12 protein-coding genes and 1 pseudogene are annotated in these 14360 nt (G+C 53.4%); 12 read left to right on the top strand and 1 reads right to left on the bottom strand.

Features of this window, described 5'->3' with window-relative positions:
- Positions 1-29 precede the first annotated feature (29 nt).
- The 8 genes and pseudogenes from IPG22_03475 to IPG22_03440 all read left to right on the top strand — a co-directional run bounded on the left by IPG22_03475 (position 30) and on the right by IPG22_03440 (position 9352).
- Positions 30-2216, top strand: a complete 2187-nt coding sequence (locus IPG22_03475; protein ID MBK6587363.1) for a VWA domain-containing protein — start codon at positions 30-32, stop codon at positions 2214-2216.
- 21 nt (positions 2217-2237) lie between these two features.
- On the top strand, positions 2238-4379 hold the full coding sequence (locus IPG22_03470) for a VWA domain-containing protein (protein MBK6587362.1): 2142 nt from the start codon (positions 2238-2240) through the stop codon (positions 4377-4379).
- Positions 4380-4454: 75 nt separating this feature from the next.
- Positions 4455-5571, top strand: a pseudogene (gene menC / locus IPG22_03465) (o-succinylbenzoate synthase).
- A gap of 47 nt (positions 5572-5618) precedes the next feature.
- Positions 5619-6224, top strand: coding sequence for a hypothetical protein (locus IPG22_03460; protein MBK6587361.1), 606 nt, complete (start codon positions 5619-5621; stop codon positions 6222-6224).
- A gap of 57 nt (positions 6225-6281) precedes the next feature.
- Positions 6282-6488 (top strand): 2-oxoisovalerate dehydrogenase, encoded by a 207-nt coding sequence (locus IPG22_03455; protein ID MBK6587360.1) that lies wholly within the window; start codon positions 6282-6284, stop codon positions 6486-6488.
- Entirely contained in the window at positions 6485-6727 is a 243-nt protein-coding gene (locus IPG22_03450) for a type II toxin-antitoxin system HicA family toxin (GenBank protein MBK6587359.1), read from the top strand. Before IPG22_03455 ends, IPG22_03450 begins: the two co-directional genes overlap by 4 nt.
- A 60-nt stretch (positions 6728-6787) precedes the next feature.
- Positions 6788-8473: an energy-dependent translational throttle protein EttA gene (gene ettA / locus IPG22_03445; protein ID MBK6587358.1), complete on the top strand. Its 1686-nt coding sequence runs from the start codon at positions 6788-6790 to the stop codon at positions 8471-8473.
- A gap of 27 nt (positions 8474-8500) precedes the next feature.
- A complete protein-coding gene (locus IPG22_03440) occupies positions 8501-9352 on the top strand; it encodes a hypothetical protein (protein MBK6587357.1) in 852 nt (283 codons plus the stop codon).
- 171 nt (positions 9353-9523) lie between these two features.
- On the opposite strand, the gene IPG22_03435 is transcribed toward IPG22_03440, so the two are convergent.
- Positions 9524-10531, bottom strand: coding sequence for a VWA domain-containing protein (locus IPG22_03435; GenBank protein ID MBK6587356.1), 1008 nt, complete (start codon positions 10529-10531; stop codon positions 9524-9526).
- A 232-nt stretch (positions 10532-10763) separates the two neighbouring features.
- On the opposite strand from IPG22_03435, the gene IPG22_03430 reads away from it, so the two are divergent.
- The 4 genes from IPG22_03430 (at position 10764) to IPG22_03415 (ending at position 14348) form a co-directional block, all read left to right on the top strand.
- Entirely contained in the window at positions 10764-12110 is a 1347-nt protein-coding gene (locus IPG22_03430) for a cytochrome ubiquinol oxidase subunit I (protein ID MBK6587355.1), read from the top strand.
- Positions 12111-12120: 10 nt separating this feature from the next.
- Positions 12121-13155 (top strand): cytochrome d ubiquinol oxidase subunit II, encoded by a 1035-nt coding sequence (cydB, locus tag IPG22_03425; GenBank protein MBK6587354.1) that lies wholly within the window; start codon positions 12121-12123, stop codon positions 13153-13155.
- A 124-nt stretch (positions 13156-13279) separates the two neighbouring features.
- Positions 13280-13903 (top strand): hypothetical protein, encoded by a 624-nt coding sequence (locus IPG22_03420; protein MBK6587353.1) that lies wholly within the window; start codon positions 13280-13282, stop codon positions 13901-13903.
- A gap of 157 nt (positions 13904-14060) precedes the next feature.
- Complete coding sequence (locus IPG22_03415; protein MBK6587352.1) at positions 14061-14348, top strand: hypothetical protein; 288 nt, start codon at positions 14061-14063, stop codon at positions 14346-14348.
- Positions 14349-14360: the final 12 nt, after the last annotated feature.

Here is a 14360-nt window from a genome sequence, read left to right as displayed (position 1 = left end):
CAAATCTTGCCGTTTTGGAGTTTTGTCGTATGTTCAAGCGTTTGTCAGGATTCGGGCTCCTGTTTTTTTTCGCCATCGGCGTTTCTGCCCAAAACAACCAGATCACGGTGCGCCCTACTCCGCAAGATGATAAGGATGTCGTCCGTATCTCAACTAACCTCATTCAGCTCGACGTAAGCGTCACCGACAAAAAGGGAAATCCGATCACCGATCTAAAACCGGAAGAGGTTGAGATCTATGAGAACGGAAAACTGCAAAGGATCTCGAATTTTGCGTTTACTCCAGGAATGCGGACGGTGGATAGCAAGAATCCGAAAAAAGACTCGGCCGGAACCCCTGTAGTGGTGCTTCCGTCTGCCCCGATACGGCCTGAGCAGGTTCGGCGGACGATCGCGTTAGTCGTTGACGATCTGACTTTATCCTTCGGCAGCACTGTATGGGTTCGCGAGGCTTTGAAAAAGTTTGTTGACGAACAGATGCAGGAGGGCGATCTGGTCGCGATCATTCGAACTGGAGCGGGCGTCGGAGCTCTCCAGCAATTTACCGCAGATAAGCGACAGCTACAGGCCGCTATCAACCGCGTGAAGTTCAATTCGGGCGGGCTTGGTTCGCTGGCTTTTTTCAACCCGCTCAGCACCAGCATGAGCGAGACTGTTGTAAATGCCGACCCACGGTTCAGCCTTACCATCGATCCCGATCCCCCCGAAGGTCTGAGAAGCGATGACTCCGCCGCGAGAAATTTCAACGAATTTCGTGAAAATATCTTTGCCAGCGGTACGCTTGGGGCCCTCAACTTCATTGTGCGGGGAATGAGGGAGCTACCCGGACGTAAGTCCGTGATCTTGCTTTCAGACGGCCTAAGCCTTGTAACCCGGGATGGAAGTGGCCGCCCGGAATCTTCTCGCATCTATACCGCTATGCAGCATCTGATCGATTTTGCGAATCGAGCTTCGGTAGTGTTTTATACGATTCACGCTCCGGGCCTCATCGCTCCCGGTTTCGATGCGGAAGATGACCTCGGCAAGCTCGGCCGTCAAACCGGTGTGCAGGCCTCGACGATCTTGCTGAACGAGCGGTTGAACAAGATCGACGACTCGCAGCAGGGGCTTCGATATCTAGCGGATGAGACAGGCGGACTCGCTTATTTTAATCAAAACGACATCAACACGGGCATTAGACGTGTACTAAATGATCAGTCCTATTATCTTATCGGCTACGAGCCGGATAGCGACACCTTTAACGACAAACAGAGTCGCTACAATAAGTTTGACGTCAAGGTTAAACGCGAAGGTGCTCAGGTGCGTTTTCGCAGTGGTTTCTTTGGGATAAGCGAAGAGCAGATCGTAAAGCCGAAGCTGTCCGTAACGGATGCGATGATCGGTGCACTGACATCGCCCTTTGCGGTCAACGACATCGATGTGAAGATGAACGCCATCTTTGCCGGTGACGCGAAACAGGCCGCCTTCGTTCGCACCGTGATCAACGTAGATGCGAACGACCTGACATTCAAAAAACTTCCCGACGGAAGGCTTCGAACGGATTTTGATATCGTTGCGATCACGCTCAATGACGTTGGCAAGATCATGGACGAACGCCCGAAGAATTTCGTGCTGACATTCGACGACGAGCAGTACAAGAAATTCATCGAACGCGGCCTCGTCACCACATTTTCGCTGCCTATTAAAAAACCGGGAGCGTATTCCGTGCGTCTTGCAGTCCGTGACGTTGCGACCGAACGCGTCGGCTCGGCTAACCAGTTTATCGAGGTTCCGGACCTAAAGAAAAATAACCTGACACTCTCGGGAATGGCACTCGAAAACGTTCCGTTCGACACGTGGGTAAAGATCGCTTCGCTGCCCGATGCTGACACTGCCGGGGCGGGAGATTCATTGTGGGATACCTCGGCTCGCCGCTTCAAGGCGGGCTCGGTACTGCGGTTCGCGTATCAGATCCACAATGCCAAGATGGCGGGATCGAAGGCAGCTCTGAACTATAATTTAAAGCTGTACAGCGGCCGCGATGTCGTTTTTGAGACCGGCAAAAAGCCGATCACAAGGCTGAATGCCGAATCTCCGAAGATGATCTCGGCCGTCGGCGGCATAAAGCTTGGGGAAAGCCTCACGCCGGGTGACTACATCCTTCAGGTAGACGTGATAGATGGCGGCGCGAACGTACGGACGGTGACGCAGTTCATCCAATTTGAGATAGTAGAATAGTTCCCGGAGACAAAGGCCTAAATGAAAAGTTGTGTTGTTTTTTTGCTGCTTTTTCTGGCGGCCGCCACTCAAACGTTTGGACAAACACCAACGCCGAGCCCCAAGCCGAATGACAGTGACGTCGTCAAGATATCCACCAACCTGATACGCCTCGACGTTACGGTGCTCGATGCAAGGGGCAAACCCATCGCCGATCTGCGGCCGGACGAGATCGAGCTTTACGAGAACGGCCAAAAGCAAAAGATCACGGGATTGACCTTCATCTCTGGTGCCGCCCGCCAGCCAGCCGTTAAACCTGAACAGATCGATAAAGGTGCGATCGCTCCGCCGCCAACGCAGCTAAAGGCTGAGCAGGTTCGCCGGACGTTCGCCCTGGTGGTCGATGACCTCACGCTTTCCTTCGAAAGTGCGTATCAAACACGCCGGGCACTCAAGAAATTCGTCGATGAACAAATGGTGGATGGCGACCTCGTCGCGATAATCCGAACCGGGGCAGGCATCGGAGCCCTTCAGCAATTTACATCTGACAAACGCATCCTTTACGCGGCGATCGAAAAGGTCAAGTGGAATCCGCTCGGAAATGGCGGCATCAGCGCTTTCGCTCCGCTTCAGTCCGTACTGCCCGCCGATCCCGATGCACCCGAGCCTGAAGCCGGTGAACGCACTGCCGAAGGCGTCGAGCGGGAATTCAACGATTTTCGCGAGAGCTATTTTGCTACCGGGGCGCTTGGGGCTCTGGAATATGTCGTCAACGGCATGAGCGAATTGCCGGGAAGAAAATCGGTCGTTTTCTTTTCCGAGGGCTTTGCCCTTACGAATACAAACGCCGAAGGTTTTGCCGAAGGCTCGCGTTCGCTCGACCCGATCCAGCGGCTGATCGAGAACGCTAATCGGGCCTCAGTCATCGTCTATTCGATCGACCCGCGAGGCCTCGTCTACACGGGCTTGACCGCGGCCGATGACACAAGCGGCCGTACGGCGCAGGACGTAGATGCGGCAATGTCCGAACGGAGGACAAAGCTTAACGATACGCAGGCGTCGCTCAGATATATTTCAGAGGAAACGGGCGGGTTTGCTCTCGTTAACAACAACGATATCACCGGCGGCATCGGCAAGGTTTTAGAGGATCAAAGCTACTATCTCGTTACCTATGAGCCGGATACCGATACCTTTGACGCGGCGAAATTGCGATTTAACAAGATCGACGTCAAGGTTCTTCGCGCGGGAGCAAAGGCGCGTTACCGCAGCGGCTTCTTCAACGTAGCCGATCGCGAAAAGCCGCCGCCGCCGGCGAACGCGAACCCGACGCTCGGCCAGCTCGAATACGCGCTTGTCTCGCCGTTTTCAGTCAGCGGGATCAATCTGCGGCTGAACGCGCTGTTCGGCAATGATACAAAAGGCGTTTCCTATGTTCGTTCGCTGCTTCACGTGAACGCTGCCGATCTGAAATTCACCGACGCCGACAACGGACAAAAGAAGGCTGTTTTCGAGGTGCTGGCGATGAGCTTCGGCGACAATGGCCAACCGGTCGATCAGCTCGGCAAATCCTACACGCTGACGGTCAAACCCGACGCTTATAAGCGAATGCTGAGCGAGGGATTTGTTTATCATTTTCTCTTTCCGGTCAAAAAGCCCGGAGCCTATCAATACCGCGTCGCGATCCGCGACACGCAGGGCGGAAAGCTGGGTTCAGCGAGCCAATTTATCGAGGTTCCCGATCTGAAGAAAAAGCGGCTCACGATATCGAGCGTTGTGATCGAAAATCTTAGCGAAGAAGCTTGGCGAAACGCCACATCCTCAAACACGGCAACATACGAGTCGAATCCGATGACCGACACCGCGCTTCGCCGCGTAAAGATCGGCTCGGTGATGCGGTTCGGTTTCGAGGTGTATAATGCCAAACTCGACCAGGCAAAGCAGCCGAGACTAACGACGCGCATTCGCGTTTTCAGTGACGGCAAGCTCGTTCTCGACGGTAAAACAACGCCAATAGAATTGCTTGGGCAAACAGATCTTCAACACCTGCGAGCGACGCGGGCGATCTCGCTGGGCAGCAAAATGATTCCCGGCGATTACATCCTGCAGGTCATCGTCACCGACGAATCGGATCCTAAAAAGCCGAAGACATCAACGCAGGCACTGCAATTTGAGATCGTGGGCTGAACGCGAACGAATGCATTATCTGGTGAGCAAATTGCATTTTCCTCTCGCAAACACTAACCTAATCCTTTTGCCGCCATGCGTAAGATCAAATCTGTAGAACTCACTGAGATAAATCTCCCGTTAGTCCATTTTTTCGAAACCAGCTTTGGCCGGACGTATGAACGCCGCATCATTTTGGTGCGTGTCGAGGATGAGGATGGCGGCGAAGGCTGGGGTGAGATCACCTGTGGGGAATCGCCAGGGTATTCCGACGAGTGGACCGATTCGGCGTGGGTGACGGCGGAGCGAATTCTGGCTCCGATGGTCGTTGGTAAGGAGTTTAACACGGCGGCGGACGTTTGGGGCGCGATGAAATGGGCACGCGGCCACCGCATGGCAAAGGCCGGGATCGAAACTGCCTGCTGGGATCTCGAAGCCAAAAAGCTCGGCGTCCCGCTCTGGCGGCACCTCGGCGGCGTCAATCAAACGATCGAATGCGGCGTTTCGATCGGTATTCAGGACAATGTCGCTCAACTGCTGGAAAAGATCCGTGTCGAGGTCGAAGCCGGTTACAAACGCATCAAGATAAAGATCTCGCCATCGTGGGATTACGATGTGATAAAAGCGGTCCGGGCAGAATTTGGCGATATTCTGCTTATGGGCGACGCGAATTCCGCCTATACGCTTGCCGATATTGACCTGCTCAAGAGCCTCGACGAATTTAACCTCATGATGCTCGAACAGCCGCTGCCGTACGACGACATCATCGACCACGCGAAGCTCCAGGCCCAGATCAATACCCCGATCTGCCTCGACGAACCGATAAAATCTCCCGAAGACGCCCGCAAGGCCATAGAGCTAAAGTCCGGCAAAATTATTAATTTGAAGAATGGCCGCGTCGGCGGCCACACTCAATCCAAACTAGTAGAAAAAGTCTGCCGCGAAAACGGAATGCCAGTCTGGTGCGGCGGCATGCTCGAATCCGGTATCGGCCGTGCCCACAACATCGCAATCTCAACCCTTGCCGGCTACACCATGCCCGGCGACGTCTCCGCCCTCGAAAAGATACTGGCACGAAGACATCATCGAACCAGCGGTCGAGGTTTCGCCCCAGGGAACGATCACCGCACCGGAAGGGCCGGGAATTGGGTTTGAGGTGAAGCGGAATCGGATTGAAAAATGTTCTATTAGAACTGTCAAAATCACCGCGTAGGGACTTTAAAATTTAGTCATGGGTGAAACCCACGAACCCGGAACGAAATGACCGAATCACCACCCGCTAACTTGTTTTTCCGGAGGCGTTTAACTAGATTAATCGCGTTCTCTCTTGGTATTTGTTTACTGATTGGATGTGGTTCTCAGAAAGAGTTGAGTAGGGAGATGGGTCCTGCTCCAACTTTTAAAACGCCAGTTCCGGAAAAGATAAAACCACCTATTCCGATTGAAATAAGCAGTTTAAAAGCAGATCAATTATGTAATAAGTTGGAAGATATCAAGGTCATTCCAAATCGGGTGCCCGAGGAAACTGATCCGATCTACGAATCGCTTATCTTGAAGGGAGACGAGGCAATTCCGTGTCTTATTAACAAAATAACGGACAGCAGAAAAATTTCAGATCCGAGATATTCGGTTCCGACGTGGCAGCATTACGCAGTTGGAGATACTGCAATAATTACACTTCTTGACATCGCCTCGAATGACGACTTGGAATGGGTAAAACTGATGTTGGAGATGCTTCCACCAAAGGCGGAGAAGGAGTGGGAAACTAACGGTATTTATGCCTACTTCAACTACGTCTCAGAACAAAAGAATCGGCACCAACTTCAGAACTGGTGGAAAGACTGGTTCCAGAAGAAAAAGAAATGAGCAGGGTGACGGCAAAAACCGTTTTCCAGTGTCAATAGTCTATAATTTGATATATCAATGAACGAGATCATATTTCTAGTTGAAGAAGACATTGAAGGCGGCTACAACGCTAAGGCCCTGGGTGAGTCAATTTTCACTCAAGGTGAAACTGTCGAAGAATTAAGGGCAAATATACGCGACGCTGTCGATTGTCATTTCGAGCCGGCAAGTAAGCCGAAGATGATCAGGCTTCATTTCGTCAGCGAGGAAGTGCTCGCTGCATGAAATTGCCTCGGGACATCAGCGGTGTCTCGCTTGCCCGAGCGTTAAATGCGCTCGGTTACGAAATATCGCGGCAGTCGGGCAGCCACATTCGTCTTACGACCATCGTGAATGGCGAACATCATGTAACTGTTCCAGCCCACGATCCGATCAAAATAGGCACGCTTTCGGGCATACTTGCTGACATTGCCCGTCATCACGAGATCGGGCGAGATGAACTTCTAGACCGACTCGGGCTTTAATCAAAAGATTCCGAATCCGCTTCCATTCGCGTCTTTTCGCGTATTTCGCGGGAAAAAATAATTATGGCAGAACCAAATAAGATCATCTTTTCGATGGTCAATTTATCAAAGTTTTACGACAAAAAGCCTGTCCTGAAGGACATTTATATGTCGTTCTTTTACGGTGCGAAGATCGGTGTGCTGGGCCTCAATGGCGCGGGTAAATCTAGTTTGCTTCGCATTATTGCAGGGACGGACACGGATTTTAATGGCGAGGTCGTTTTTTCTAAGGGCTATTCGGTCGGCTATCTTGAGCAGGAGCCGAAGCTTGACGAGACCAAGACCGTGCAGCAGATCGTTGAGGAAGCGGTACAGTCGACCGTCGATCTGTTGAAAGAATACGAAGAGATCAACGCCAAATTTGCCGAACCGATGGACGATGATGAGATGACAAAACTCATCGAACGCCAGGGCGAAGTGCAGGAAAAGCTCGATCACGCCGACGCTTGGGATCTCGATTCACGGCTTGAGATGGCGATGGATGCACTTCGCTGCCCGCCGCCAAATACGGTCATTAAGAACCTTTCAGGTGGTGAAAAACGCCGCGTCGCGTTATGCCGTCTTTTGCTGCAAAAGCCAGACGTTCTGCTGCTCGATGAGCCGACGAACCACCTTGATGCTGAGACTGTCGGCTGGCTTGAGCTTCATTTGCAGAAGTACGAGGGCACGATCATCGCCGTCACACACGATCGCTACTTCCTCGACAACGTCGCCGGCTGGATCCTCGAACTCGACCACGGCCGCGGCATCCCGTACGAGGGCAATTACACCTCGTGGCTCGAACAAAAGAGTGCCCGGCTTGCTCAAGAATCACGCAGCGAAGACAAACTGCAGAAAACGCTCGACCGCGAACTCGAGTGGATAAGAATGGGCACGAAGGGCCGCCACGCTAAATCAAAGGCGCGTATCAAAGATTACGAAGAACTCGTCGCTACCAAATCCGAGGAGCGTGCCGACACGCTCGAGATCTACATCCCGCCCGGTCCGCGGCTAGGTGATATCGTCATTGAGGCTCACGGCGTCTCAAAAGGTTATGACGACAAGGTGCTTTTCGAAAATCTTGAATTCTCGCTGCCGAAGGGCGGTATCGTCGGCGTCATCGGCCCGAATGGTGCAGGTAAAACTACGCTTTTCCGCCTTATCACCGGTCAGGATCAACCTGATTCGGGAACGTTCAAAGTGGGCGAGACGGTAAAGCTTGGTTACGTCGATCAGTCGCGTGACAGCCTGAATGATGAAAAGACGGTGTTCGATGAGATCGCCGACGGGCTCGATTTTGTCATGCTCGGCAAGCGCGAGATGAATGCGAGAACTTACGTCTCGAAATTCAATTTCTCCGGTGCCGATCAGCAAAAATTTGTCGGCCAACTTTCGGGCGGCGAGCGCAACCGCGTTCACCTCGCCAAGATGCTGAAATCGGGTGCGAATGTCATTCTGCTTGATGAGCCGACCAACGATATCGACGTCAATACGATGCGTGCACTCGAAGAATCGCTCGAAAACTTTGGCGGCTGCGCTGTCGTAATATCGCACGATCGCTGGTTTTTGGATCGCATCGCGACGCACATCCTGGCGTTCGAGGGCGACAGCCATGTCGAGTATTTTGACGGCAACTATAGCGAATACGAGGCAGACCGCAAACGCCGTCTCGGCCACGACGCCGACCAGCCGCATCGGATCAAGTATCGCAGTTTGACCCGAGCATAACCGGAGAGCGGGCACTAGAGATTTTCAATGGGATTTATTTTTCGAAGCAGTATCTCGATCCTGTTCCTCGGCGCGTGCATTGCGAGCAATTCCTGCACGGCCAAGGTCGAAACGCCTAAGAACGTCGAGGCTCCCGTCGCCGCCGTTCCGCCGGCTCCATCACCTGAGCCTGCGGCAACGCCCTCGTCCGCTATTCCGAATTTGCAAAAAGAACTGCTCAGCGACAGCGGTAAGACCACAAATTCGCCGATCGGAAAGTTCGATTTTAAGAACTTCTCATACGAGCTGCCCCGCGGTTGGGAAAATCCGGATGGAAGCGAGATCAAGCTGGTCAATGGCCGCGTTCCGCCGGTTTCGGTCGACGTTAAGGACGATATGACCCCGGAAGAAAAGGCCGATCGTAAGGCGGCCCGGCGCATCGGATTGTCTTTTGTCACGGTCAAGTATCTTGATGTAAACAGCGACGGTGAGGACGAAGCGGTCGTCGTTCTAAAGATCGAGACCGGCGGAGCTGCGATCCCGCAGGTGGCTTACATATACGAATGGGAAGGCGGGAAGCCCGAGCTAATGTGGTTTTTCCGCACGGGTGACCGTTCCGACGGCGGTTTGAAGGACATTCGTGCCGATGCCGGCGAGTTGGTCGTCGAGCTCTACGGCCAGGACCGCTTTCTGCTCGGGCCGGTTGAGACCGGACGTATCACGGGCGACGAGGAGCAGCTCTGCTGCCCGACATACTTTACCCGCACCCGCTATAAATGGAACGGCAGTTCGTACGTAATGCAGGGTAAACGCCTTACTTTTCCGCTAGCCAACCCGAACGCCGCGCCCGAAGAAAATCTTGGAGACAAGGTCAACGCCCCCGCGAAGTCCAAGAAATAGAAAGCGAGCGCTGAAAGATTTTTTGCCCGCGAAACACGCGAAAAAGCGCGAAATAAGAAGATCGGATGTTTGATCACCATTGCTCCGAGGATTTCGCTATTTCGCGTCCTTTCGCGTGTTTCGCGGGCAAAATTCTTAATGCCGAATCTGAGTTGCCGGTACTGAAAAATTCTATTTCGTCGTAGTCCTGTAACCCGAACGCGACCTGACGACGGTATCTGGTTTTGAGACTTTCACTTTCAGGGTGTGCGAAATGGTTCCGGCGGTTTCCTCCGGCGGGTAAAAGCCGAGACGGTATTGGAATCGGAGTTCTTCGACGATCGTTGCGAAAGTCTTTTTCAGCTTCCCGTCCTTGCTTGAATAAAACCGTCCAGCTGTCGTGTCCGATAGTTCCTGAAGGAATTCCTCAGCCATCTCGTTGTTTCGCTCGACGCGTGCCTCTCGTCGTGGATCGCGGCGCGGCATGGGCGGGAACAAGATAGAATCCCGTCGACCGCGTCCAAAGATCATCGGAGCCTGCCGCGGGGTGTCGCCGGTCTTGAACATCACGGTGTAAATGAGCGTGTCGCTCTCTTCTAACCGGTAGAGCAGATTGGTCGCGTTCATGCGGCTGCCGGCGTCTTTGCCATCTGTCAGCAGAATGATAGCTTTTCTTCCCGTGATCCCTCGAAACGAATCAGCAACCGTTTGATAGACAGCGTCGCGCATCGTCGTGCCGAACATTCGGTCTGGTATCTCGGCATCCTTTATCGCCCTTTCGAGCTGTTTTTGATCCGATGTCAGGCCGCTCAGTATGTGTGTTGCGTAGTCGAATGTGACGACCATCGCCCGGTCTTTTGGCGTGAGTAGCTTGATGAACGACTTTGCCGAGTCCTTGATATCGCCCAGAACCGGGCGCGTGCTCTGGCTCGTATCGATGAGCAAAGCGATCGTGAGCGGTTCCTCGACGGCAGCGAAAAACTCTATATCCTGTTCTTTTCCGTCCTGCAGGATCGTGAAATCCGCCGCAGTCAGATTCGGCACGTAGCGTCCGTTACGATCGCTCACGATGACGGGTACGCTGACGAGCCGCGTGTCCACCTTGATCGTTTCTGTTTCCTGCGCTCGAACAGAAAAGCTGCTCAGCAGAGCAACGCTCATTGCCAAAAAACCAAGACACAGCAGGGCCAATTTTTTCATGTTGGTTATAAGACGGTCGAAACCGCTTTCTGGTTCAAACAATTTTCGCTTCCGGAGCGATGTGCGAAACTCCGCCCGCAAACTGCTAAGAAATTCGCGCTTCGCGCCGCAGTTATATTGCGCAACAAAGGCCGGTGAATATAGAATGCGGACAAAATACTCCACTTTTCCTGATCTCAGTGCTGCCGTCGATGCGGCACAAGGGTTGCATCTACGACGGTTTGGAGGGCAAATGGAAGCCAATACTCTCGATCGAATACAATTCGCATTTACAATTACATACCACTATCTATTTCCGATGCTGACAATGGGGTTAGCACCGATCATTGTCATCTTTAAGACGCTTGCGATCTATCAGAAGGACGAGCGGTGGAACGAGATCGCACGGTTTTGGGGCAAGATCCTCGGAATCACGTTTCTTTTTGGCGTCGTCACCGGGATCCCGATGGAGTTTCAGTTCGGTACGAACTGGGCGGCGTTTTCTAAGTACGCCGGCGGCGTGATCGGACAAACTCTCGCAATGGAAGGAACCTTCGCGTTCTTTCTTGAAAGTGCATTTATCGGCATCTTTCTGTTCGGCGAGAAGCGGCTCGGGCAAAAGGTGCATTATTTTGCGTCGATCATGCTGTTTCTGGGAACGTGGCTTTCGGGCTGGTTTATTATTGCGACCAACGCCTGGATGCAGCATCCGGTCGGTTACGAGGTCGGCCCTGACGGGTCTGTTCAGCTCACCAGCTTCTGGGCTCTCGTCCTGAATAAATGGGCTATTTACGAATACATGCACAACATGGGCGGAGCTGTCGTAGTAGGCTCATTTGCCGTATCGGCACTCGGTGCGTTCTACATTTTGTCGAACAGAAAGGTTGAGTACGCACGGATGTTCATGAAGGTCGGCGTCATCGTCGGCTGTATCGCGAGCATCTGGATGTTGTTTCCGTCCGGTGACCTGCAGGGCCGGATGATCGCCCAGCATCAGCCCGTCACGCTCGCCGCGATGGAAGGGCTGTACGATACGAAAGAAGGTGCACCGATGGTTCTCATCGGTCAGCCGGATATGGAAAAGCAGCGGCTAGACAACGCCATTCATATCCCGAACATGCTCAGCTTCATTACCTATCAGCGTTGGGACGCGAAGGTGAGAGGCCTCAACGAATTTCCAAAAGAAGACCACCCGACCAATGTTCCGCTTCTCTATTACAGCTTTCATATAATGGTCGGCCTGGGCACGATCTTCATCGGGATCATGGTGTTTGCCGCGATCTGGTTGTGGCGAGGCTGGCTATTTACAGCCAACTGGCTCCTATGGATCATAATGCTCAGCTTTCCTCTGCCGTTCATTGCAAACACTGTCGGTTGGATGGTTGCGGAACTCGGCCGCCAGCCGTGGCTCGTCTATGGGCTTTTCCGCACCGAACACGGGCATTCGCCGATGGTATCGGGCGGCAACGTCCTGTTCACGCTGCTCGGATTTTTGGGGATGTACACCGTACTTTCGCTGCTCTACATATTTCTGATGCTACGGCGGATCGATCAGGGTGTCGAGGAACTCGGTTTAGAAACTTTGGCAGAAGCCAATTAAGGAGGACGAAATGGAAACAATTTGGTTTGGAATAGTTGCTTTTATGTTGGTTTGCTACGTTGTCCTCGATGGCTTCGACATCGGTGCGGGCATTGTGCATTATTTCGTCGGCCGCTCGGACAAGGAGCGCGACGTTGTGATCCGTGCGATCGGCCCGGTTTGGGATGGCAATGAGGTTTGGCTGCTCGCGACCGGAGGAACGCTTTATTTCGCTTTCCCCGCTCTTTACGCCGCCGGATTCTCAGGATTTTATCTGCCGCTCATTATGGTTCTCTGGCTGTTGATCCTGCGAGCCGCGGGCATTGAACTGCGGCATCAGCTCGACAATCCGATGTGGACGAGCTTTTGGGATTTCGTCTTTGCCGGGGCGAGCATTTTGCTGGCGATATTTTTTGGGGCGGCCCTCGGAAACGTCATTCGCGGCGTTCCGCTCGATGCGACCGGTTACTTTTTTGAGCCGCTGTTCACGGATTGGACGACCAGCGGTGCGACCGGCATTCTGGATTGGTTCACTGTGCTTTCCGGCGTCGTCAGCCTGGTTGCTCTGTCCATCCACGGAGCGAACTACCTCGCCCACAAGACCGAAGGCGATATGAACCTACGTGCCCGTAAGGTCGTGAGCGTTGGTTGGTACGCACTTGTGCTGGTAACTATCCTCAGCCTCGTCGCGGTCATGGTCGTCAGGCCGCAGATCCTTGAGAATTACTATTACCTGCCAGTCGGTTGGCTAATACCCCTTTTCGTTGCCGCATCGCTTGGAGCCATCAAATATTTTAACTCCAAAGGCAATGATAAATTAGCCTTCATCGGCTCATCCGTGTATCTCGCGATGATGCTCGGCGGAGCTGTTTACGGACTTTATCCCAATGTTCTTCCGGCCCTCGACCCGGCATTCAGTCTAACCATTCAAAATGCCAAGGCCGGCTCGTACGGCCTGACAGCGGGCCTCATCTGGTGGCCAATCGGCATCGTCATAGCTCTCGGCTACTTTGCGTTCCTTTTCCGCACATTCAAGGGAAAGGTCGCGGTCGATGAGCCGCACTAGTTTATTTCTCCTCCTCGAGAAACTTTGACGGCCCAAACGGGCCGTCATTTTTTTGAGAATTATTTTCACTTTACAATATAAAGTACTTGACATATAAAAATACTTGATGTAATTTGTCCTTACTATGGCGATACTCAAAGCTGTCAGAGCGGATGAACGTGTGGCGGATGAGCCGGTGAATATTGGCGATCGGGCGATCGATAACCTGCAATTTATCCGCGAGACGATGGAACGCTCGACGCATTTCACGGCCGTGCCGGGCTATGGCGGAATGCTGATGGGCGTAACTGCTCTGGTTGCCGCGTACATCGCGAACACGCAGGTGCTGCTGCGCGATTCGCTGGTGACGTGGCTGATCGAGGGGGCTTTGGCTTTCGCCATAGGAATGCTTGCCATGTGGCAAAAATCGAAGATCGGCGGGCAATCGCTCGTCTCAGCCCCCGCCCGCAAATTCGCCCTCGGCTTCGCCCCGCCGCTCATCGTCGGCGTGATCGTCGTGCTCGGCCTTGCGAAGAACGGCTATTTTTACGTCATGGCTCCGATCTGCATGCTCTCCTACGGAGCGGCGGTCGTTTGCGGAGGAGCGTTTTCCGTACGCGTGATCCCGGTGATGGGCTGGTTCTTCATGGCGCTCGGAGCTATCGCCTTTGCCATCCCGGCCCATTACGGAAACATGATGATGGGCGCAAGCTTTGGGATGCTGCACATCATCTTTGGAGCGATCATCGCCAAAAAATACGGCGGCTAATCTGGAACGCCGCCGGGAACGCAGGCGCCCTCGCCTGCAAGCGTTCCGCTTCGGGACGCTGACGAACGCGACATGTGTTCAAGTTGAAAATATTAACCGACATCACGCCGGAGGAACCGGCGTTGCAGGCGAGGGCGCCTGCGTTCCCGGGAAATATATGAAAAACATCAGACTCATCGGAATACTCTCGACCGCAGCAATCTTGCTGCTCATCCCCTTCGCCGCCATGAAACTCGGCGTCGACGGCGTGAAATGGACCGCTATCGATTTCGCCGCGGCGGCAGTGATGCTGTTCGGAGCCGGCCTCGCGATCGAGATCGCACTCCGTTTGGTTAAGAGGTTTGAGTACCGAATCGCGGCATGCGTAGCGATCCTGCTCGCCCTCGCGGTCGTCTGGGCAGAACTCGCCGTCGGCATCATCGGAACGCCGCTTGCGGGAAGTTGATCGAACGAGAAT

Source organism: Acidobacteriota bacterium (assembly GCA_016703965.1).
Classification (GTDB): domain Bacteria; phylum Acidobacteriota; class Blastocatellia; order Pyrinomonadales; family Pyrinomonadaceae; genus OLB17.
Note: the sequence above shows the minus strand (reverse complement) of the source record. Positions and strands in the feature narration are given on the sequence as shown.

What these genes read in the sequence shown, in the direction of transcription:
- cydB (MBK6587354.1), top strand. Translation starts at nt 12,121, where the DNA reads ATGGAAACAATTTGGTTTGGAATAGTTGCTTTTATGTTGGTTTGCTAC.
- IPG22_03435 (MBK6587356.1), bottom strand. Translation starts at nt 10,531, where the DNA reads ATGAAAAAATTGGCCCTGCTGTGTCTTGGTTTTTTGGCAATGAGCGTT.
- IPG22_03470 (MBK6587362.1), top strand. Translation starts at nt 2,238, where the DNA reads ATGAAAAGTTGTGTTGTTTTTTTGCTGCTTTTTCTGGCGGCCGCCACT.
- IPG22_03440 (MBK6587357.1), top strand. Translation starts at nt 8,501, where the DNA reads ATGGGATTTATTTTTCGAAGCAGTATCTCGATCCTGTTCCTCGGCGCG.
- IPG22_03420 (MBK6587353.1), top strand. Translation starts at nt 13,280, where the DNA reads ATGGCGATACTCAAAGCTGTCAGAGCGGATGAACGTGTGGCGGATGAG.
- IPG22_03460 (MBK6587361.1), top strand. Translation starts at nt 5,619, where the DNA reads ATGACCGAATCACCACCCGCTAACTTGTTTTTCCGGAGGCGTTTAACT.
- IPG22_03475 (MBK6587363.1), top strand. Translation starts at nt 30, where the DNA reads ATGTTCAAGCGTTTGTCAGGATTCGGGCTCCTGTTTTTTTTCGCCATC.
- IPG22_03455 (MBK6587360.1), top strand. Translation starts at nt 6,282, where the DNA reads ATGAACGAGATCATATTTCTAGTTGAAGAAGACATTGAAGGCGGCTAC.
- IPG22_03430 (MBK6587355.1), top strand. Translation starts at nt 10,764, where the DNA reads ATGGAAGCCAATACTCTCGATCGAATACAATTCGCATTTACAATTACA.
- IPG22_03450 (MBK6587359.1), top strand. Translation starts at nt 6,485, where the DNA reads ATGAAATTGCCTCGGGACATCAGCGGTGTCTCGCTTGCCCGAGCGTTA.
- IPG22_03415 (MBK6587352.1), top strand. Translation starts at nt 14,061, where the DNA reads ATGAAAAACATCAGACTCATCGGAATACTCTCGACCGCAGCAATCTTG.